The following is a 19,534-nucleotide window of genomic DNA, read 5'->3' as shown; positions in this document are numbered from 1 at the left end:
AAATGGACGATATCATTTACATGGAATACAAATTTTTGATAGCACCGTTGCAACCTGCTTCGGACATCCTTATCGCCGAGTTGGGGGAAGTCGGTTTTGAAAGTTTCGTAGAGGAAGAAACGGGGGTTTTGGCATATATCCAAAAGGAAGAATGGAGTGAAAACATTTTGGATGGACTATATATACTGAACAATGGAAATTTTGATATCTCATTTACCTGTAAGGAAATCGCCCAGGAAAACTGGAACGCGACATGGGAAAGAAATTTCCAACCGATTTTGGTGGACGATAGATGCATGGTACGGGCGCCTTTCCACGAACCTCTTAATGTTGAATATGACATTATCATAGAACCTAAAATGAGCTTTGGCACGGGCCATCACGAAACCACCCATATGATGTTGCAGCATATCCTTACTTTGGAGCTGGATGACAAAACTGTATTGGATATGGGTTGCGGTACGGGGGTTCTGGCCATATTGGCATCCAAACGGGGGGCCAAAGAACTTGATGCCATTGATATCGATAATTGGTGTTATCTAAATTCCCAGGAGAACGTGGAACGAAATGGTATCGGGAATATTTCCGTATTTGAGGGCGATGCGGCACTTTTGGGTGAAAGGAAGTATGATGTTATCATCGCCAATATCAACCGTAATATACTCTTGGAAGATATTCCAACGTATGTCGATTGTTTGAAAAAGGAAGGTGTACTTTTGGTCAGTGGCTTTTATTTGGAAGATTTATCGTTAATTACGGAAAAGTGCAATGAGGTTGGCCTTCGGTTCGAAAAAAATCTTGAAAAGAACAATTGGGTTGCCGCAAAATATGTATTTTAGGCTATAGCAAAATCGATTGTAATGAGCACTAAAGAAAAAATTTCCGAAGAGCTCCTCTTGGAGGAAGAGACGGTCAAACAAAATGAGATAGTTCTTTTTAATGACGATGTAAATACCTTTGATCACGTCATAGAGACACTTATAGCGGTCTGTGATCATACCCCGGAGCAGGCGGAGCAGTGTTCCCTTATCGTTCATTACAATGGAAAGTGTACTGTTAAGACAGGTGAGTACAATGATTTGGCACCCCAATGTACAGGACTTTTAAATGCCGGCCTTAGTGCGGAAATTGTTTAGGGCATTCAACGGCATATCGGTAAATCTTCCAATTGCAACGGATTTTACAACACTTTCTTAAAAAGAATAATCAATCCCATTGCAAAGCAAAAAATCACCATTATGGGTAGCACGTACTTTGCTGCCAAGTTTGACATTTCGGCCATTCTTTTTCGGGCCATTTCAGATTTTTTCTGGTCCTTTTTCATTTTTGGTTTGTTGGCCGGCAAAGTTCGCTGCAAAAAATGGGTACAGGTAAAATAATTGACAAACAGTACTTTAACTTGGATGTTTTGTAGTTTAATTCATGGCTTAAAGGACACCCAATAAAAAACCCCTTTAAGAAGGGGCGTAATATGATTATTAAGAACTGGATTTAAACGAGAGGAACTCCATTTAAACGTTTCTCTATTTTTTTCTTTTTCTCTGTCAACCTTTTCATGACATCCATTAGGTTGGGATCTTTGGTTTCCTTATAAACCTCGTTTATACTCAATATTAAAGCTTTTGCTTCTCTGGACGCCTCCACCCTATCACTGGTGGACATATTGCTCATTTTTCTGTTTTCAAATTCCTGAGCTTTTTCAAGTAAATCCATGTACGTTTTTTTTCAAAGTTAGCATAATAATCAAATTAAGCAATTCTTGGCCAATAGTAACTAATTATGGCACAATTAGATTGATGTATTTATGATGAATTTAACTTTTTGAAAGTAGTGGATTCCCTAAACCCAGTTGTTAAAACTCCATGCCTTACGAACCTTAATGCCGTACAGGTTCAACCTTCATTATTTTCAAAATGGTACGGATTCACCCTTTTTTAACGTTTTTTTAGCAACCCTTTTATGTTATCTCCGTAGGTACAATTGAAAGTATAACCTAAAAAAAGGAGTAGTATGAGTAAAAAAGTTATTAAAGTGGATATGGCCAACAGGACCAGAAATCGGAGGAGATTTCTAAAGTTAAGTGGTCTTGGATTGGCAGGAGCGGGTCTATTTGTGGCTTGTAGCGATGACGATTATAATGAAGGTATGAGCCCAATGCCTCCTACCGGGGAGGGAATTTTTGACTTGGGATCAGGAGACTTGGGGGTATTAAATTATGCCTATGCCCTGGAACAACTGGAAGCCGATTTTTATACCAAGGTTGTAAATTCTTTTTACGCCAATATTTCAGATGTAGAAAGACAGGTTTTTACAGATCTATACAATCATGAAGTTAATCATCGGGAGTTTTTCAAGGCTGCTATTACAGCTGCGGTCGGATCAAATACTGAGCTCGTTTTACCGGAACTGGAGTTCGATTATGGTTCGCTGAATTTTGGGAGTCGGGATGAGGTTCTTGGAACAGCAAGGGTTTTGGAAGATACGGGAGTTGCCGCCTACAATGGCGCGGGAAGGTTAATATCGGACCCCAACTATTTACTGATAGCTGGTAAAATTGTTTCCGTTGAAGCGCGACATGCATCGGCGATCCGGTCACTGATCAATCCAGAAAGTGCCGATTTTTCGGGTGATGATATTATAGATGTTGCAACAGGATTGGATGTGGCCATGGACCCATCGGAAATACTCGCAGCCGTTGGTGCTACCGGGTTCATTACCACTCAGTTCACGGCAAACAATTTACCATAACTAGTAACATACAAATACGATAACATCATGAATATTATAAAATTTTTAGACGAATTTACAACCGATAATCTCATCGACGGAAAAACCTCTAGAAGGGACGTTTTTTCAAAATTTGGAGCACTTTCTAAAAAGGCTGCCATAGCAGCTGTACCTTTTGGACTTGCGAGCGTTCCAAAAAAGGCCTTAGCACAGTCAATGAGTGCGGACCCTGTAGGAGCACTGCAACTTGCCTTGACTTTGGAGTATTTGGAGGATGAATTTTACGACTTGGCACTTCAATCGGGTGTTTTGCCTTCAGGTAGGCCGGAGATTGTCTACATGCAGATATCAAAACACGAACAGGCCCATGTAGACTTTTTAAGGGCCGGACTGGAAGGTGCAGGTGTTACACCTGTGGAAAAGCCAACTTTTGATTTTACGGTAGGCGGTATGTTCGACCCCTTTAACGATAATGGAGTAGGGCAGGAAACGGCCTATGCACAGCTTTTGGCCTTGGCACAAGCCTTTGAGGACACCGGTGTAAGGGCCTATAAAGGCCAGGCCGGTAACTTGCTAGGTTCGGATTTTTTAACGCCCGCCCTGCAGATTCATTCCGTAGAAGCACGACATGCCTCCGAAATTAGAAGACTCAGAGGTTTGAAGGGTTGGATTACCAATAACGATCGGGGCATGGGCATGCCGGAAGCTACGCAGGCCGTTTATGATGGAGAGGAGAATATCGTACAAGGTGGGGTCGATGTAACCACCTTGGGGTCCGATGGCCCATTTACTATGGAAGCCTCTTCAGAAGCCTATGATGAACCGCTTTCCGGAGATGATGCTACAGCAATAGCTAGTCTATTTATTGTAAACTAATTTTGTTTAGGTTAGGTTGATTGTTTTAGGGGTATCCATTTTGGATACCTCTTTTTTTAAATCTTGAAATTGAAGCCCTCTTCAACCTTACGATTGTACTTTTCCTCATTGAATTTATATAGAAAGGCCCCTTTTTTGGAAGAGCTCATATCCTTTTCATCCAATTTGATGAGAATATCGAAGGAATTGAATTTGCTGATAAAGTTCCGCTTGTCCAGTTTTTTCCCCATGATGCCTTCGTACAGTTTTTGGAGCTGTCGCATGGTAAATTTTTCGGGCAGGAGTTCAAAACCTATGGGTTTGCTCAAGGCCCTTCTTCGAAGTCTGGCCATGGCCCTTTCAACCATGTCGTTATGGTCAAAAATCAAATTTGGAGCCTCTTTGATGGGAAACCATTTTGCGGAATTTTGTTTTATCAATTCCTTGTCGTGATTTGCAATATCGATAAGCGCATAATAGGCAACGGATAGGGTTCGATCTGCAGGATCTCTATCAACCTTACTGTAGGTATAAAGTTGCTCCATGTAGATATTGTTCAGGCCCGTCAAATGATAGAGTACCCTACTGGCGGCAATATCAAGGTCTTCCTCTTTTTTAAGAAACCCCCCAATTAGGGACCACTTTCCTTTTTCGGGTTCAAAGCCCCTTTTTACTAATAATATTTTCAGCTCTTCTTGGTCAAAGCCAAAAATGATACAGTCTACAGCAAGTAGAACCTTGTCCTCGTGGTCGTAATAAGCAAGTGATAAAATTTCTTTTTGGTCGGTATTCTGCAATGTTGTGGAGTTGTTGGTATATTTAGCTAGGAAATTTAGTTAAAATCAGGCTATTTTCATATACATTTCATTACTTAAAATATATAATTGCGAAAAAATATTACTTCCAATTAAGATTAATGCTTAAATCAACTTGGAAAATTCAAATATCTGCTGTTTATTTACACGTGTTAAAAATACACTTTTAATAAGCTGATTAAATTAGCGGTCATGAGTTATAAAGCGTAATAGCTCACTTGGTTTATCGGAGAACTTGCCATTTTTTGAGTATTATGATGGTGGATTATTTTAAGTAGGGGTCCGAAACTATAAAATATTGGATGAACTCCAGCATTGTATTTTAATATAAAGGCCTGATGCGACTACATGAATTGAATTTTTTGAAAAAAAGTAATTATCGGAACACAAATAAAAACACTTTATGAAAACACTTAGATTTTATGGTTTAACAACTTTGATTCTTTTTTTAGGTCATGGCGTTGTCATTGGTCAGTCCAAACAAAGCACTATTAAAATTGAAGATTTTGATGACGCTCCCATAATTAGTAAACACATCTATGGACATTTTGCCGAACATTTGGGTAGATGTATTTATGAGGGTTTTTATGTTGGAGATAATAGTATGATACCTAATACCGAAGGCGTACGAAACGATATCATCGATGCACTGAAAGAACTACAAATCCCCAATTTACGTTGGCCCGGTGGTTGTTTTGCAGATACATATCATTGGAAAGATGGTATTGGGCCCCAGGAAAATAGACCAACTATCGTTAATACCTGGTGGGGTGGCGTTACAGAAGACAACAGTTTTGGAACCCATAATTTTTTGAACTTATGTGAGGTTCTTGATACGGAACCTTATCTCTCTGGAAATGTAGGAAGTGGTACGGTACAGGAATTGGCGGATTGGGTACAGTACACCAATTTTAAAGGGAAAAGCCCCATGTCTGATTTACGAAGGGAGAACGGTAGGGATGAACCTTGGACCGTCAAATATTGGGGAATTGGTAATGAAGCCTGGGGTTGCGGTGGAAATATGCGTCCGGAATATTATGCGGATATCTATAAAAAATATGTCACTTTCATGTCAGACGCAGACGTTGAGGGAGGTCTTTACAAAATAGCTTCGGGTGCCAGCAATGACGACTATAACTGGACAGAAGTGCTAATGAAAAATATACCTAAGAAAATGCTCCAAGGCGTTGCCTTGCATCACTATAGCGTGATTGATTGGAGCGCAAAGGGTTCTGATGTGGATTTTACGGAGGACCTCTATTTCAAGACCATGAAGGAGTCATGGCTTATGGAGGAATTGATTGTCAAACATACTGCCATAATGGATAAATACGACAAAGAAAAGCAGGTGGACCTCATTGTGGACGAATGGGGCGGCTGGTATGAGGTTGCCGAAGGAACCAATCCAGGTTTTCTTTATCAGCAAAACACGATGCGCGATGCAATGATTGCCGGTATGAACCTCAATATTTTCAATAATCACGCGGACAGGGTAAAAATGGCAAATCTCGCCCAGACCGTGAACGTACTTCAGGCAGTTATTTTGACAGATAAAGAGAAAATGATTCTTACCCCCACATATCATGTAATGAACATGTACAAAGTGCATCAAGATGCCAAATTGATTCCGCTTTCCTTTGAATCTCCTGAGTACACTTATGAGGGAGAAAGTCTTCCTGCAGTAAATGCCTCTGCATCAATGGATGATTCAGGTAAGATGCATATATCTCTTGTGAATATAGATGCACATAATGAAAACATGGTCTCCATAGATTTGAATGCATTGGGAATAAGGGAAGTTACAGGTCGAATTTTAGCATCGGATAAACTACAGGACCATAATACTTTTGACAATCCCAATAAAATAGAGCCTAAAGATTATAAGGGCTTTACGTTCAAAAAGGGTGTTTTGGAGGTTGAGTTACCGCCTTTTTCCGTTGTTGTATTGGAAGGAATTAAGTAAACTAAAAGGTATAAAAGGATGAATAAACAAAAGCGGTTTTTTTATTGTATCATTTGTTTCCTTTTGATAATCTCTTGTAAGACTGAGGTTAAGGAATTTGCTTCTGATGTTAAAGAAAAAGCGGCTGGTTATCCAATAACGCCCGTAAACATCCAACATGTTCGATTAACGGATAAATTTTGGTTGCCATGGATACAAAAGGTTCAGGAAAGGACCATTGAATACGCCATTGAAAAATGCAGGGAAGAAGGTAGGTTCGATAACTTTTTGATAGCCGGGGGCAAAATGGAGGGAGCTGTTCGTGGGGTAATGCCTTTTGATGATTCCGATGTTTATAAAATCATAGAAGGAGCCTCTAATTCTTTGATAAGTTCTCCAAATCCAAAATTGGAAACTTTGTTGGATTCCTTGGTGGGAATCATAAAAATTGGTCAGGAGTCCGATGGTTATTTGACCACATGGCGTACCATAAATCCGGCAAAGCCACCCGCAACTTGGGTGGAGGTAAAGGAGGGAAAAAGATGGGAATCCCTTGCGGCAAGCCATGAACTTTACAATGCCGGCCATATGTACGAGGCCGCAGTGGTACACTATAAAGCTACCGGAAAACGGAATTTCTTGGATATCGCCCTTAAAAATGCCAATCTAATGGTGGCAACTTTTGGGGAGGGTGATGACAAGATAGCTGCAGTACCAGGACATCAGATAATAGAAACTGGACTAATAAAATTATTCGAGGTTACCGGAAAAGAAGACTACCTAAATTTGGCCAAGTATTTCTTGGACAATAGGGGCAACCCAGATAATCATGAACTCTTCGGTACCTATTCACAGGACCACGTTCCCGTAGTCAATCAGGACGAGGTTGTGGGGCACGCCGTAAGGGCCGTTTACATGTATGCAGCAATGACAGATATAGCTGCTATGAAAAACGATTCTGCCTACCTGAGCGCCGTGCATAAATTATGGGACAATATGGTGGGTAAAAAAATGTATATCACAGGAGGAATCGGCGCCAGGCACGACCAGGAATCCTTTGGCGAGAATTATGAGCTGCCCAATTTGACAGCCTATAACGAAACTTGTGCCTCCATTGGCGACGTATATTGGAACCACCGGCTGCATAATTTGACAGGTGAAGTAAAGTATTTTGATATTATAGAACGTACCTTGTATAACGGCCTTATTTCTGGAATATCCTTGGACGGTACCCATTTCTTTTATCCCAATGCCTTGGAATCCGATGGTAAATATGAATTCAACCAAGGGGCCGCTACCCGCAAATCTTGGTTCGATTGTTCGTGCTGCCCTACCAATGTAGTTAGGTTTGTTCCGGCCATCCCCGGTCTTTTATATTCTAAGAGTGATGATACTGTTTTTGTAAACCTATATGCTTCCAACGAGGCAACGATTGACTTGCCAACACAGTCTTTGGAGGTTAAAAAGGAAACGAATTATCCTTGGGATGGAAGGGTCGGAATCAATGTTAAGGATAGCAAAAATCCCGATTTTAAAATGAAACTTAGGGTGCCAGGGTGGGCACGCAACGAGGTTTTGCCCAGCGACCTGTATCAATACAGAAATAATCTTTCTAGCCCCATCACGCTAAAAATAAATGGTGAAAATAGGAAGGTAGAATTAAACGATGGATATATTACTTTAGATGGCGCTGAGGTAGCTGGTATATCCATCGAATTGGAGTTTCCTATGGAAGTCCGTTTGGCGGAGACGTCTGTAATGGTGGCTGAGAACAAAGGAAAGGTAGCCTTGGAATACGGGCCATTGGTCTATGCTCTAGAAGAGGTGGACAATAAGGCTGGTTTTGAAGATATTGCCGTTACGGACAGTTCTAATTTTTCGGTGACCATGGAAGAAAATTTTTTGGAAGGGGTGAATACCATAAATACCGAAAGTTTCAAGGCAATTCCATATTATGCATGGTCCAATAGGGGGGTAGGAAAAATGAAGGTCTGGTTGCCCGGGAAGAATTCAAAAAAACAAATCAAAAATTGAAGACATCATATGTTATTGGGTTGGATTACGGTTCGGATTCCGTCCGGGCCGTACTTATCAATACCCAAAATGGAGAGGAGATAGCCTCAGAAGTTTGTTGGTATAAAAGATGGAAGCAAAATAAGTATTGCAATCCGTCCATTAATCAGTTTCGGCAACATCCCTTGGATCATATCGAAGGGCTGGAGCACACAGTAAAAGCGGTTATGAACCGGAGCAATATAGACCCGGCCGATGTAAAGGGAATCTGTATAGATACCACGGGATCGTCTCCGGTGCCTGTAACCAAAGACGGTACACCGTTGGCCTTGGTGGAGGGTTTTGCCGAAAACCCAAATGCCATGATGGTCTTATGGAAGGACCATACGGCCATTAAGGAAGCGGAACTCATAAACGAATTAGGGGTTTCATGGGGCGGTGAGAATTTTACGAAATATGTGGGCGGAATTTATTCTTCGGAATGGTTCTGGGCCAAAATCGCCCATGTTGTCCAGCAAGATGAGGCTGTTAGGAACAATGCCTATACTTGGATGGAGCATTGTGATCTAATGACCTACCTCTTGATTGAAGATAAAAATTTGGAAACCTTTAAACGCAGTAGATGTGCCGCGGGTCATAAGGCGATGTGGCATCAAAGCTGGGGCGGATTGCCCCCAAAGGATTTTTTGGGCAAAATACATCCCTATCTTTCGGATTTAAGGGACCGTCTATATGAAGAAACCTTTACATCTGACGAGGTAGCAGGCACATTGAGCCAAGAATGGGCAAATCGTTTGGGACTCACCACGGATACCGTTGTTGCCGTAGGCACTTTTGATGCGCATTCCGGGGCCGTGGGTGCAAAAATTGATGAGAATGCCCTGGTACGTGTTATGGGAACCTCTACCTGTGACATTATAGTGGCCACTGATACCGATATAGATGGTAAAACGATAAAGGGTATCTGCGGACAGGTAGATGGTTCGGTCATACCCGGTTTGGTGGGTTTGGAAGCGGGTCAATCCGCTTTTGGGGATTTGCTGGCCTGGTTCAAGGACGTACTTTCATGGCCTATCGATAATTTGGTTTTGACTTCCGATATTTTATCGGAACAACAGAAAATAGATTTAAAGGAAGAAATAGAGCGCGATTTTATCAAAAAACTATCTGATGCGGCCGAAGCAATACCCTTGTCCGAAAGTATACCCACCGCACTGGACTGGATCAATGGGCGCCGTACCCCTGATGCCGATCAGAACTTGAAAAGTGCCATTTCCAATCTTTCGTTGGGGAGTAAGGCACCCCATATTTTCAAGGCCTTGGTGAATGCTATTTGTTTTGGTTCCAAAAAAATTGCGGACCGTTTTCAGGAAGAGGGCGTACAAATCAATTCGGTGATTGGTATCGGTGGTGTGGCACGGAAGTCACCTTTTATCATGCAGACCTTGGCCAATGTGATGAATATGCCCATTAAGGTGGCAGCCTCGGATCAGGCGCCTGCTTTGGGAGCCGCAATTTATGCCGCGGTTGCGTCGGGAATTTATCCCAATGTCGTGGAGGCGAGCAAGTACATGGGCAGTGATTTTGAAGCGGAATATCATCCCCAGCAAGCTTCCGTTGGAACATATCGGCAATTGATGGAATCCTATAATGAACTGGGAAAATTCATCGAAACAACCATAAAATCGGAATAAGATATGAGTTCAAAATACGAAGCACTGAAGCAGGAATGTTTTGAAGCGAATATGGAACTGAACAACCTAGGTCTGGTCATCTACACCTTTGGGAATGTGAGCGCTGTGGACAGGGAAAATGGCGTTTTTGCCATAAAACCCAGTGGAGTGCCCTATGAGAAACTGAAACCTGAGGATATCGTCATCTTGGATTATGACAACACTATAATCGAAGGTTCGATGCGCCCTTCATCGGATACCAAGACACATGCCTATTTGTATAAGAATTGGGAACATATTGGAGGTATAGCGCACACCCATGCGACATACTCGGTAGCCTGGGCACAGGCCCAAAAAGATATACCTATTTTCGGGACGACGCATGCAGATCATTTAACAAAGGATATTCCCTGTGCGGAACCAATGCGCGATGAACTTATAGAGGGTAATTACGAACACAATACCGGGATTCAAATATTGGAATGTTTCAAGGATCGAAATCTTTCCCCTGAAGAAGTGGAAATGGTCCTCTTGGGAAACCACGGCCCTTTTGCATGGGGCAAAACGGCGGCCAAGGCCGTGTATAACAGTAAGGTTTTGGAAACCGTGGCCCAAATGGCCTATCTAACGTTGCAAATAAATCCCAAAGCCCCAAGACTTAAGGATTCCCTTGTAAAAAAACACTACGAACGTAAGCATGGAAAAAATGCATACTACGGACAAAAATAACTAACAACAGATTTATAATTAAATATATGGCAGAGAAGGAAATTTGGTTTGTAACGGGAAGCCAACATTTATACGGACCTGAAACACTTGATCAGGTCACAAAAAATTCACAGGAAATCGTTAACGGATTGAATAGATCGGCATTTATCCTATTGCCAATTGTATATAAACCTACAGTAAAGACACCCCAGGAAATCACGGATATCTGCTTGGAAGCAAGTTCAAATAAAGATTGCATTGGCATAATTACTTGGATGCATACCTTCTCACCGGCAAAGATGTGGATAAAGGGTCTAAGTGTTCTTAACAAGCCTCTTTGCCATCTGCATACCCAATTCAATGCGGAAATACCTTGGGAATCCATAGATATGGATTTCATGAACCTGAACCAATCTGCTCACGGAGATCGGGAGTTTGGTCATTTGATGACCCGAATGCGCAAAAACAGAAAAATTATTGTCGGGCATTGGCAAACGGAAAGGGTACAGCAAAAACTGGGAAATTGGAGTCGTGTTGCCCTTGGATGGAACGAATTTCAAAATTTAAAGGTCGCCCGCTTGGGGGATAATATGCGGGAGGTTTCGGTGACCGATGGTGATAAAGTCGAGGCCCAGTTTCGTTTTGGCTTTTCCGTGAATGGATATGACTCGTCAGATGTGGTCAAGCACATAAAGGGATTGGACCAAAAGGAGGTCGATGCATTGGTTGAGAACTATGAGCAGGCATATGAATTGAGTGATTCTTTGAAAGAAGGAGGAAATCAGAGAAGCTCCTTAATCGAGGCGGCCAAGATAGAACTTGGACTCAGAAAATTTTTGGATGAAGGCGGATTTAAGGCCTTCACAGATACTTTTGAGAATCTTGGTGAATTAAAACAATTACCAGGAATCGCTACACAAAGATTGATGGCAGATGGTTATGGCTTTGGGGCGGAAGGAGATTGGAAAACATCCGCATTGCTCAGGGCAATGAAAGTAATGGCAGAGGGACTTGAAGGTGGAACTTCTTTTATGGAGGATTATACCTATCACTTTACCCCTCAAAAATCCTATGTTATGGGATCTCACATGCTGGAAATTTGTCCGACCATAGCGGATGGAAAGCCTTCTTGTGAAGTACATCCTCTGGGAATAGGGGGTAAGGAAGATCCGGTGCGTTTGGTCTTCAATTCTCCCGCTGGGCCGGCAATCAATGTTTCCTTGGTGGATTTGGGGAATAGGTTCCGTTTGATCGTCAATGAAGTAGAGGCAGTAGAACCAGAGGGTAAATTACCTAACTTACCGGTAGCTAGGGTTTTATGGGATGCCCATCCAAATTTGGAGGTAGCCGCCACGGGCTGGATTTTGGCTGGAGGTGCGCACCATACGGTTTATACCCAAGCGCTGACCACTGAATTCATAGAGGATTTTGCCGAAATGGCAGGTATTGAACTCGTGGTTATCGACAAGAACACGACCCTTAGGGATTTAAAGAATCAATTGAATGCCAATGAAGCCTACTTTCAATTGTTTAAAAATAACTTGTAAATAACTTTAAAAATGAAAAATTCAACCAACATTTATTATACATGTGCATTGCTGCTTTCACTGGTGGTATTTGTAAATTGTAAGGATAAAAAGGATAAGGAAATGAAAGAAGAAACGCCCAAAAAGAATATATCCAAGGTCGGTATTACTGAAAGTAATTATGGAACGACCCAAGACGGAAAAAAGGTAACCCAATTTTTCTTGAAAAATGAAGGTGGTATCGAAGTGGATATTATCACCTATGGAGGTCGGATTACTTCTTTGAGAACCCCAGACAAGGACGGAAACATGGAAAATGTAGTCCTAGGCTTTGATGATTTGGCCCAATATGAAAAGGACAATCCTTTCTTTGGGGCTTTGATAGGAAGATATGGCAACCGTATTGCTAAAGGAAAGTTCAGTATCGGAGAAGAAGAATATACCTTGGCGCAAAACAATGGGGAAAATAGTTTGCATGGCGGTATCAAGGGATTTGACAAACAGGTTTGGGAAGCCAAGACGGAAGTAGGTGAGAATTCAGCTTCACTCATTCTTACCTATTTGAGCAAGGACATGGAAGAGGGCTTTCCCGGAAATCTAAGTACTACGGTTACCTATACCTTGAATGACGACAATTCCCTGGATGTATTGTATGAAGCTACGACGGATAAGGCCACCGTGGTGAATCTAACTCAACATGCTTATTTTAATTTATCGGGAGATTTTTCCAACACTATTTTGGACCATGTGGTTGAAATCGATGCAGATACCTATTTACCTGTGGATAGTGGCTTAATACCTACTGGAGAATTGAGGCCGGTTGAAGGTACCCCTTTTGATTTTAGGGAACCCAAGACGGTAGGTGAGGATATTTCCGAAGAGAACGAACAGTTGAAACTGGGGGGCGGTTATGATCACTGCTGGGTATTGAATGACCAACAGGCAGGTTTTAGAAAAGTGGCTAGCGCTTATCACCCTGCAACCGGTAGATTTTTGGAAGTCTCTACCGATGAGCCGGGAATACAGTTTTATACAGGAAATTTCTTGGACGGTACCCTTCCTGCTCCAAATAATAGCACATATGCCAAGAGAAGTGGATTTTGTTTGGAAACCCAGCATTATCCGGATTCTCCTAACCAAGAAGAATTTCCTTCCGTAGTTCTAAATCCTGGTGAGACTTATACTACCAAGACAACATTTACATTAAAGACCAAATAACGGCACAACTAAACCAATTAATTATGCAAACACTTGACACTTTTGACTGGGTAGCCATTGTATTTTATTTTTTAATTCTACTCAGTATTGCCGTTTGGGTTATTCGAAAGAAAGAGGACAATACTGAAGATTATTTTTTGGCAGGAAGGAATGTAGGTTGGTTCGTAGTAGGGGCTTCCATTTTCGCTTCCAATATCGGTTCGGAGCACGTGGTAGGACTTGCAGGAGCTGGGGCCAGCGATAAGCTTCCCATGTTGATTTACGAAATCCACGCTTGGATCGTCCTCATTTTAGGTTGGGTTTTTCTCCCCTTTTATGCCCGTAGTGGTGTGTTTACCATGCCAGAATTCTTGGAAAAGAGATTTGACGCCCGGTCCCGTTGGGTATTGTCCATCTTTTCGATTGTTGCCTATGTGCTGACGAAAATATCCGTTACTATTTATGCTGGTGGGGTAGTCGTTTCCGCCCTATTGGGCATCGACTTTTGGACGGGTGCCATCGCCACCGTAATATTAACAGGTATTTACACCGTGTTAGGGGGTATGCGAGCCGTAGTGTATACGGAAACCTTACAGGCCGTACTCCTTGTTTTGGGAGCCGCAGTACTTACCTATCTCGGATTGGAAAAAGTTGGAGGTTGGGGTAGTCTGGTGGAAACTGTAAAGCCAGAGTATTTGAATATGTGGCGACCACCTAGTGACCCGGATTTTCCTTGGCCGTCACTCGTGATTTCTAGTACCATCGTTGGAATTTGGTATTGGTGTACTGACCAGTACATCGTACAAAGGGCCCTGACGGCCAAAAATATCAAAGAGGGTAGGAGAGGTACCATTTTTGGCGCGGTTATGAAATTGATGCCTGTGTTTCTCTTTTTGATTCCTGGGGTTATTGCCTTGGCCCTAAAAATGAGAGGCGAATTGCATTGGGATTCTCCGGATGAAGCATTTCCCGTATTGATGAGCAATGTGTTGCCATCCGGGTTGCGTGGTCTGGTAGCTGCCGGTCTATTAGCGGCCTTGATGAGTTCCTTGGCCTCGGTTTTCAACTCCGTTTCCACACTGTTTACTGTTGATATTTACAAAAAGCTTAGGCCCAATACCCCAGAAAAGAAATTGGTGCGTACAGGTCAGTTGGCGACTGTGGTAGTGGTAATCATCGGCATTATCTGGATTCCTATCATGGCCAATATTTCGGGAGTGCTTTATGAGTATTTACAGAGTGTACAGTCCTATATTGCGCCACCGATAACCGCCGTGTTCCTTTTAGGTATTTTCCACAAGCGCATCAATGGATTGGGAGCTTTTGCTACATTGATTATGGGTATTATCGTTGCTGCCATCCGAATTGTTTTGGAATTGATAAAGGGGGATTTGGATCCGGATGGATTTTTGTACGAAATGGGCAGTATGAACTTTTTGACCTTTGGAGCTTGGTTCTTTTTGGTATGTGTGGTTTTTGCGGTGGTGACCAGTCTTTTTGCTCCGGCACCATCTGCAGAGAAAGTGGCCAACTTAACCTTTGGAACCATTAGCGCAGAAGAAAAAAGTAAAAATAAAAATAGTTACAATTGGAAGGACGTTGTTATCTCCATATTGGTATTAGCAGTAGTTGTTGGTGTTATGATATTTTTCAATGGAAAGTAAATTATAATTACTTGACTTTGTTTGAAATAAGAATGGTAGAATTATGCCAGGCTCCTGAGCCTGGCTTTTTTATCTTGGATTAATTTCTCAACTATGACAAAATACATATTATCAGAATTAAATTCGTAGTATTTTTAAAGGAATAATAAATGCTAAGATCTACTTTTATGAAATCAGTATCTACAACCCTAATCATTGCTTTTTTGTTTTTTGCAGGCACTCCTCAAGTAAAAGCCCAAAAGAAATTGGATCAACAGACCGTGGCGGATTTACAAACAACACCCAAATACGGTTTTATACTTACAACTGAAAGGCACTTTAAGGGGGTATTTGGCATGTATGACCTTTTGATTGAAAACGGATTGGAAATTGAGGAATATGAAATTGTGGTAAAAGGTATGGTGGTCAAAGCACTTACAAAGGGGTCAGAGTTGGAGACCTTTTTTGAAAAGTACAAGGGAAAGATAAAGGTGAGTGTATGTAGTGTTGCCATGGAAAAACTGGGTGTGGAAGCAGAAACCCTTTTTGACGGTTTGGACATCACTCCAACCGCTTCCGTAAGAATGCTTCAACTTCAAGCACTAGGCTATAATACGCTAACGTATTAGTTAAATTTTGTATTTAACGATAACCAAGAATTTATGATTTTGAAGATAGGATGTTGTCCAAAGTCATAATGAATTTTTTTAAGTTGTCAGGAGTAATATATACATGGCTGAATTTCGGGTCGCATGTAAAATTTATTGTTAAATATTCGTAATGTCTATGTTAGGGGACGTTTAGCTTTATTGGAAATTCTATGCAATCCATTTTCCCAAGTATAACATAAACTAGCTTTCTTTTTACTTATCTAAGAAATGTTCCATTTCCCATAGATTAAATGGGAAGAAGAAATCGTAGGATAGGTAAAACGGTAAGTTCGTATTATGTAATTGGATTTTTATATAATGAGTAGTCTTAAATAAAGAATTCAGTTTTTATTGATATTCTATCATTTTGCAATTTACTTATGAGGTACATTGCCAAAAAAAACACCTTCTATTTAGTTGGGATACCGGGTAAGGTCAGGATTCATATTTATCAACTTTAACAAAAAGTTGGGTTTTCATTGATCAAAATTAAGAATTCATCTTTTATATTTGTATATACAAATGTTGTATAGACGTTAATTAATGTATTTTTTAATCAATTATCAATTGTAATGGAAAAAATAAGTAAATGGGTAATAGACCCTGCACATTCAGAAGTAAGTTTTAAGGTAAAACATATGATGATTTCTACGGTTACCGGGCATTTTGAAAAATTTGATGCTACTATAGAAACTGAGAATGACGAATTTGAAAATGCTACCTTATCGGTAGAAATCGGCATAGACTCGATAAATACTAAAAATAAGGATAGGGATGGCCACCTTATGTCCGATGACTTTTTTAAAGCGGACGAATATCCAAAAATGACATTTATCTCCAAGTCTTTCGCCAAGGATAAAATTATTGGTGATTTGACCATACGTGATGTAACAAAGGAAGTTGTACTGGATGTAGATTTTAACGGTATTGCAGTAGACCCTTATGGTCAGACAAAAGCTGGTTTTGAAATTAGGGGAAGTATCAATAGAAAGGATTTCAATCTAACTTGGAGTGCTGTAACGGAAGCAGGGAATGTGGTAGTGTCAGATCAAGTAAAAATGGTCATCGATGCCCAGTTTATCAAGCAAGCTTAATTACCGTTGGTTATATTAAAGTCATTGTGAAGGTGTACCTTCTTTGATGACTATAAATACCGGTAATTCTTAAACAATGTAAAAATCAACCAAAGGATATATAGCTTTTGGTTGATTTTTTAGTTTAAAAAAATAGAAAGCCCAAATGACTTTGCACATGCTTTTATTAGAATTTTTTACTTAAAACTTCATAAAGAAAATTCGATATTGAAAACGCAAAAAACAGTTATAGGATTTACATGCTTGTCGAATGAATCGTGACCTCTACAGATTTAAATCAATTCCATCTATCATCATATTTCAGTAGCTTCAATTTTATATTAAAAACTTTTAGACCAATTTGTTGACGAATGAAACCAAATCAAATCAATTAAAATGATGGTCCAAAAACGACAAAACCTTGCAAATCATAGATTTTGCAAGGTTTTCCTTTTGTTTGGAGTTTTCTCCCAGTGACCTCGGCAGGGATTCTTCACAAGATGTAAACGGTTAGTAATCAGTATTAATGGCAGTTTTCTGTGTCAATTTTGTGCCAAAAAACGCTTCAATTCATTGAGTTTTTCCTCTATTTGGTTGACGTATTTCATGGCATCGGCGCGTTTGTAGGTGCCATTCGCTTCGTGTAACACGTGCTGGTCCGTGCGTTCGCCCTGTGCAAAAAGCAACCATTTCAAATTAACGTCCGGGAAAATTTCTAGCACCTTGGATATGAATTCCATGTTCGGCGTACGGCCTGTAAAGAACTTATTGGCATGGGCGTAATTCATGTTCACCTTTTCTGCAAATTCCTTTTGAGATAGGCCTTCGTCCGCGAGTAAGAGCTTCATTCTTGCGCCAAAATCCATATTTAGAATAATTATAAATTAGACAAATAAGAATATTTTATTTGTTTATAATAGACAGATTAGGATATATTTGTTGACAAATAAATACAAACCTTGACAAATATACTTAAAAAATCGACCGATGAGAATATGCATTCGCATAAGGATGTGCTCGATTTTCTCGATGAACATTTGCGGTATGGATATGTAAAGGAGTGCAAAAAGCGGCTATTGAATCAATCGCTGGAAGTGTCCAATGGGTATATCAGAAATGTAAAGTCGGGGGTACAAACAGATTGGAAGGTGCTAGAGGTCTTGGCAGAGATCGCATCTGAAAATAAAGCGGCCAAAGACAGGGTCGCCGAATTAATAAGTAACAACTAAATCAAAATTATGGGTAAGCAAAGCAACTTATTGCCTGGGATTCTCAGCAACGATGTGGAGTTCTTTCAGGATGGGGAACAGTTAAAGGCCATCACTTCAGGTACGGTCATCGATTTCACACAACTTTCATTTGCACATATGCAAATCCTTAGGGATGAAATCGAAAAGGAGCCGGACGTTAAAATGCTTCTTTTGGACATGTTTCCCAATAGCGAATTCAAGCGGTTGGAGCAATTTGTGAAATGTCGTTTTGGGGGATTGGACTATACGGCCGATCTCACAACGGAAGGTGCCCAACAGGGTGAATGGTGGCCATGCCCACTACGTGGAAAGTGCGCTCATGAAGGTGTACTCTGCAAGCAGGTTTCCTACAACGGGAACGTATTGGACCATCAGGATGTCACCCTAGTACAGCTGCTGGCCACAAACAGTACCAATGATGTCATAGCCAATGAAATGAACCTACCGCTTGGCTCTTTCCATCTACTTAAAAAACGATTGTATAACAAGCTTGGCGTACAGACCAAGCAGGAATCAACAATAATAGGCCAACGCCTTAACCTTATCTAGGAAAGTCCTGGATATGCTGGAGCACACGCCGGCTAACTATTTGATCAGTGCCCTGTCCCCCCGGCAGGGCATCAAATAAAACGATTATGACAGAAACTATAATAGATATGTTGATACGCATGGCCCTTTGGTCTGCAGGTGGCTATGCCTTTGCGGGGATGGTGAATAGTATCAGGGAGTTAATACTTTCTACAAAGGAACTTAAACACTATAAGAACAAGAGCAATGGATGAGATTGTAGAAGAAATAAGGAAAAAGTTAGGAGACCCAGAGGGAAACTTTCCAACTATGTTCACCTTTCCTGGTAATGGGAAAGTAGAAAAAAAGTATGTCATGGAGTTTGAGTACCGAAAGAAAAACAAAAACGGTGAATTCCAAAAAAAGAAGAGTTATATGAAAGTAGCGATTTCCTATAATCCATGGACTGGCGAAAAATTAGAGAAATAATGGCAGGCTTAAATCAAAGTGATTTGTGGAACGTGCAATCCATGTTCGACCAGTATTGCAAACTGGTTAACATCGATAAGGCCAATATCAGCGAGCTTCAGTTTAGGGAGACCAAGCAGGCATTTGTAGCCGGACTTTCCACCTATCACAGGTCATTAATTGCAAATGCAAACCAACCCGGTCCATTAAATTTTGAATTCATCCATTTGATGGAAGCCCAATTGAGGGATTTCTGGAACGAAACGCTGGAATCACATATAGAAAACACTAATAAAAACAACCAATGAAAGCCTTTGAAGAGTATCAGTGCATTGATTGCATTAACGAGGACGGGGAAAAACTCAGTATAAAAATCTACAAGGATGCAATAGTGTTTGTTTCCGATGAGGAATCAAAATGGGAACTAGACCAGGAACAGTCATTAATGGTTTCAGATTCACTGAAGGCTAATCTTGAAAACTCCTAG

The 19,534-nt window shown here is 40.9% G+C and carries 23 protein-coding genes; 19 read left to right on the top strand and 4 right to left on the bottom strand.

The genetic code is table 11. The features are described 5' to 3' along the window. Positions 1-2: 2 nt before the first annotated feature. Both prmA and F0361_RS01385 read left to right on the top strand, forming a co-directional pair. Positions 3-839, top strand: a complete 837-nt coding sequence (gene prmA, locus F0361_RS01390) for a 50S ribosomal protein L11 methyltransferase (RefSeq protein ID WP_154916922.1) — start codon at positions 3-5, stop codon at positions 837-839. 21 nt (positions 840-860) lie between these two features. Further along, positions 861-1,136, top strand: coding sequence for an ATP-dependent Clp protease adaptor ClpS (locus F0361_RS01385; RefSeq protein WP_154916921.1), 276 nt, complete (start codon positions 861-863; stop codon positions 1,134-1,136). Positions 1,137-1,180: 44 nt separating this feature from the next. On the opposite strand, the gene F0361_RS18640 is transcribed toward F0361_RS01385, so the two are convergent. Next, the gene (locus tag F0361_RS18640) at positions 1,181-1,324 is read right to left on the bottom strand and encodes a hypothetical protein (protein ID WP_161598189.1); all 144 of its coding nucleotides are present in this window, start codon (positions 1,322-1,324) and stop codon (positions 1,181-1,183) included. A gap of 167 nt (positions 1,325-1,491) precedes the next feature. Then, positions 1,492-1,713 (bottom strand): hypothetical protein, encoded by a 222-nt coding sequence (locus F0361_RS01380; protein WP_138257478.1) that lies wholly within the window; start codon positions 1,711-1,713, stop codon positions 1,492-1,494. A 297-nt stretch (positions 1,714-2,010) separates the two neighbouring features. Here F0361_RS01380 and F0361_RS01375 point away from each other — a divergent pair, with 297 nt between their 5' ends. Next, the gene (locus F0361_RS01375) at positions 2,011-2,748 is read left to right on the top strand and encodes a ferritin-like domain-containing protein (protein WP_154916920.1); all 738 of its coding nucleotides are present in this window, start codon (positions 2,011-2,013) and stop codon (positions 2,746-2,748) included. A 27-nt stretch (positions 2,749-2,775) separates the two neighbouring features. Then, the gene (locus F0361_RS01370) at positions 2,776-3,603 is read left to right on the top strand and encodes a ferritin-like domain-containing protein (RefSeq protein ID WP_154916919.1); all 828 of its coding nucleotides are present in this window, start codon (positions 2,776-2,778) and stop codon (positions 3,601-3,603) included. 56 nt (positions 3,604-3,659) lie between these two features. Here the strand turns inward: F0361_RS01370 and F0361_RS01365 are convergent, their stop codons facing one another. Further along, a complete protein-coding gene (locus tag F0361_RS01365) occupies positions 3,660-4,379 on the bottom strand; it encodes an NUDIX hydrolase (protein WP_138257481.1) in 720 nt (239 codons plus the stop codon). A gap of 421 nt (positions 4,380-4,800) precedes the next feature. Between F0361_RS01365 and F0361_RS01360 the strand changes: the two genes are divergently transcribed. The 9 genes from F0361_RS01360 to F0361_RS01320 all read left to right on the top strand — a co-directional run bounded on the left by F0361_RS01360 (position 4,801) and on the right by F0361_RS01320 (position 16,843). After that, positions 4,801-6,360, top strand: coding sequence for an alpha-N-arabinofuranosidase (locus F0361_RS01360; RefSeq protein WP_154916918.1), 1,560 nt, complete (start codon positions 4,801-4,803; stop codon positions 6,358-6,360). Positions 6,361-6,378: 18 nt separating this feature from the next. Continuing rightward, positions 6,379-8,373: a glycoside hydrolase family 127 protein gene (locus F0361_RS01355; RefSeq protein ID WP_154916917.1), complete on the top strand. Its 1,995-nt coding sequence runs from the start codon at positions 6,379-6,381 to the stop codon at positions 8,371-8,373. After that, positions 8,370-10,046 (top strand): ribulokinase, encoded by a 1,677-nt coding sequence (locus tag F0361_RS01350; RefSeq protein WP_154916916.1) that lies wholly within the window; start codon positions 8,370-8,372, stop codon positions 10,044-10,046. The genes F0361_RS01355 and F0361_RS01350 overlap by 4 nt, the downstream gene beginning before the upstream one ends. Before the next feature lie 3 nt (positions 10,047-10,049). Beyond that, the gene (locus tag F0361_RS01345; protein WP_154916915.1) at positions 10,050-10,754 is read left to right on the top strand and encodes an L-ribulose-5-phosphate 4-epimerase; all 705 of its coding nucleotides are present in this window, start codon (positions 10,050-10,052) and stop codon (positions 10,752-10,754) included. A gap of 26 nt (positions 10,755-10,780) precedes the next feature. Then, entirely contained in the window at positions 10,781-12,280 is a 1,500-nt protein-coding gene (gene araA, locus F0361_RS01340; RefSeq protein WP_394349862.1) for an L-arabinose isomerase, read from the top strand. Positions 12,281-12,292: 12 nt separating this feature from the next. Next, on the top strand, positions 12,293-13,477 hold the full coding sequence (locus F0361_RS01335) for an aldose epimerase family protein (protein WP_154916913.1): 1,185 nt from the start codon (positions 12,293-12,295) through the stop codon (positions 13,475-13,477). 23 nt (positions 13,478-13,500) lie between these two features. Then, positions 13,501-15,120, top strand: a complete 1,620-nt coding sequence (locus F0361_RS01330; RefSeq protein WP_154916912.1) for a sodium:solute symporter — start codon at positions 13,501-13,503, stop codon at positions 15,118-15,120. Positions 15,121-15,287: 167 nt separating this feature from the next. Next, positions 15,288-15,728, top strand: coding sequence for a hypothetical protein (locus F0361_RS01325; protein WP_154916911.1), 441 nt, complete (start codon positions 15,288-15,290; stop codon positions 15,726-15,728). A 593-nt stretch (positions 15,729-16,321) separates the two neighbouring features. Beyond that, positions 16,322-16,843, top strand: a complete 522-nt coding sequence (locus F0361_RS01320) for a YceI family protein (protein WP_154916910.1) — start codon at positions 16,322-16,324, stop codon at positions 16,841-16,843. A 521-nt stretch (positions 16,844-17,364) separates the two neighbouring features. Here the strand turns inward: F0361_RS01320 and F0361_RS01315 are convergent. Next, on the bottom strand, positions 17,365-17,670 hold the full coding sequence (locus tag F0361_RS01315) for a helix-turn-helix domain-containing protein (protein WP_161598188.1): 306 nt from the start codon (positions 17,668-17,670) through the stop codon (positions 17,365-17,367). A gap of 111 nt (positions 17,671-17,781) precedes the next feature. Between F0361_RS01315 and F0361_RS01310 the strand changes: the two genes are divergently transcribed. The 6 genes from F0361_RS01310 to F0361_RS01290 all read left to right on the top strand — a co-directional run bounded on the left by F0361_RS01310 (position 17,782) and on the right by F0361_RS01290 (position 19,534). Then, a complete protein-coding gene (locus tag F0361_RS01310; protein WP_154916908.1) occupies positions 17,782-18,051 on the top strand; it encodes a hypothetical protein in 270 nt (89 codons plus the stop codon). Positions 18,052-18,060: 9 nt separating this feature from the next. Next, the gene (locus F0361_RS01305; protein ID WP_154916907.1) at positions 18,061-18,621 is read left to right on the top strand and encodes a MalT transcriptional regulator family protein; all 561 of its coding nucleotides are present in this window, start codon (positions 18,061-18,063) and stop codon (positions 18,619-18,621) included. 86 nt (positions 18,622-18,707) lie between these two features. Then, positions 18,708-18,854, top strand: a complete 147-nt coding sequence (locus F0361_RS18635; protein WP_161598187.1) for a hypothetical protein — start codon at positions 18,708-18,710, stop codon at positions 18,852-18,854. Next, the gene (locus F0361_RS01300; RefSeq protein ID WP_154916906.1) at positions 18,847-19,068 is read left to right on the top strand and encodes a hypothetical protein; all 222 of its coding nucleotides are present in this window, start codon (positions 18,847-18,849) and stop codon (positions 19,066-19,068) included. The genes F0361_RS18635 and F0361_RS01300 overlap by 8 nt, the downstream gene beginning before the upstream one ends. Further along, positions 19,068-19,355, top strand: coding sequence for a hypothetical protein (locus F0361_RS01295; protein WP_154916905.1), 288 nt, complete (start codon positions 19,068-19,070; stop codon positions 19,353-19,355). The genes F0361_RS01300 and F0361_RS01295 overlap by 1 nt, the downstream gene beginning before the upstream one ends. Further along, positions 19,352-19,534: a hypothetical protein gene (locus F0361_RS01290; RefSeq protein ID WP_154916904.1), complete on the top strand. Its 183-nt coding sequence runs from the start codon at positions 19,352-19,354 to the stop codon at positions 19,532-19,534. The genes F0361_RS01295 and F0361_RS01290 overlap by 4 nt, the downstream gene beginning before the upstream one ends.

It is taken from the genome of Maribacter flavus (assembly GCF_008386635.1).
Classification (GTDB): Bacteria; Bacteroidota; Bacteroidia; order Flavobacteriales; family Flavobacteriaceae; genus Maribacter; species Maribacter flavus.
The sequence above is the reverse complement of the archived record's forward strand: the minus strand, read 5'-3'. Positions and strand labels throughout refer to the sequence as shown.

Bases quoted from the DNA above. Each gene is read 5' to 3' on its own strand.
- F0361_RS01380 (WP_138257478.1), bottom strand. From the start codon at position 1,713: ATGGATTTACTTGAAAAAGCTCAGGAATTTGAAAACAGAAAAATGAGC.
- F0361_RS01315 (WP_161598188.1), bottom strand. From the start codon at position 17,670: ATGAAGCTCTTACTCGCGGACGAAGGCCTATCTCAAAAGGAATTTGCA.
- F0361_RS01290 (WP_154916904.1), top strand. From the start codon at position 19,352: ATGAAAGCCTTTGAAGAGTATCAGTGCATTGATTGCATTAACGAGGAC.
- F0361_RS18635 (WP_161598187.1), top strand. From the start codon at position 18,708: ATGACAGAAACTATAATAGATATGTTGATACGCATGGCCCTTTGGTCT.
- F0361_RS01345 (WP_154916915.1), top strand. From the start codon at position 10,050: ATGAGTTCAAAATACGAAGCACTGAAGCAGGAATGTTTTGAAGCGAAT.
- F0361_RS01375 (WP_154916920.1), top strand. From the start codon at position 2,011: ATGAGTAAAAAAGTTATTAAAGTGGATATGGCCAACAGGACCAGAAAT.
- F0361_RS01305 (WP_154916907.1), top strand. From the start codon at position 18,061: ATGGGTAAGCAAAGCAACTTATTGCCTGGGATTCTCAGCAACGATGTG.
- prmA (WP_154916922.1), top strand. From the start codon at position 3: ATGGACGATATCATTTACATGGAATACAAATTTTTGATAGCACCGTTG.
- F0361_RS01325 (WP_154916911.1), top strand. From the start codon at position 15,288: ATGAAATCAGTATCTACAACCCTAATCATTGCTTTTTTGTTTTTTGCA.
- F0361_RS01335 (WP_154916913.1), top strand. From the start codon at position 12,293: ATGAAAAATTCAACCAACATTTATTATACATGTGCATTGCTGCTTTCA.
- F0361_RS01370 (WP_154916919.1), top strand. From the start codon at position 2,776: ATGAATATTATAAAATTTTTAGACGAATTTACAACCGATAATCTCATC.
- F0361_RS18640 (WP_161598189.1), bottom strand. From the start codon at position 1,324: ATGAAAAAGGACCAGAAAAAATCTGAAATGGCCCGAAAAAGAATGGCC.
- F0361_RS01385 (WP_154916921.1), top strand. From the start codon at position 861: ATGAGCACTAAAGAAAAAATTTCCGAAGAGCTCCTCTTGGAGGAAGAG.
- araA (WP_394349862.1), top strand. From the start codon at position 10,781: ATGGCAGAGAAGGAAATTTGGTTTGTAACGGGAAGCCAACATTTATAC.
- F0361_RS01360 (WP_154916918.1), top strand. From the start codon at position 4,801: ATGAAAACACTTAGATTTTATGGTTTAACAACTTTGATTCTTTTTTTA.
- F0361_RS01355 (WP_154916917.1), top strand. From the start codon at position 6,379: ATGAATAAACAAAAGCGGTTTTTTTATTGTATCATTTGTTTCCTTTTG.
- F0361_RS01320 (WP_154916910.1), top strand. From the start codon at position 16,322: ATGGAAAAAATAAGTAAATGGGTAATAGACCCTGCACATTCAGAAGTA.
- F0361_RS01330 (WP_154916912.1), top strand. From the start codon at position 13,501: ATGCAAACACTTGACACTTTTGACTGGGTAGCCATTGTATTTTATTTT.
- F0361_RS01295 (WP_154916905.1), top strand. From the start codon at position 19,068: ATGGCAGGCTTAAATCAAAGTGATTTGTGGAACGTGCAATCCATGTTC.
- F0361_RS01300 (WP_154916906.1), top strand. From the start codon at position 18,847: ATGGATGAGATTGTAGAAGAAATAAGGAAAAAGTTAGGAGACCCAGAG.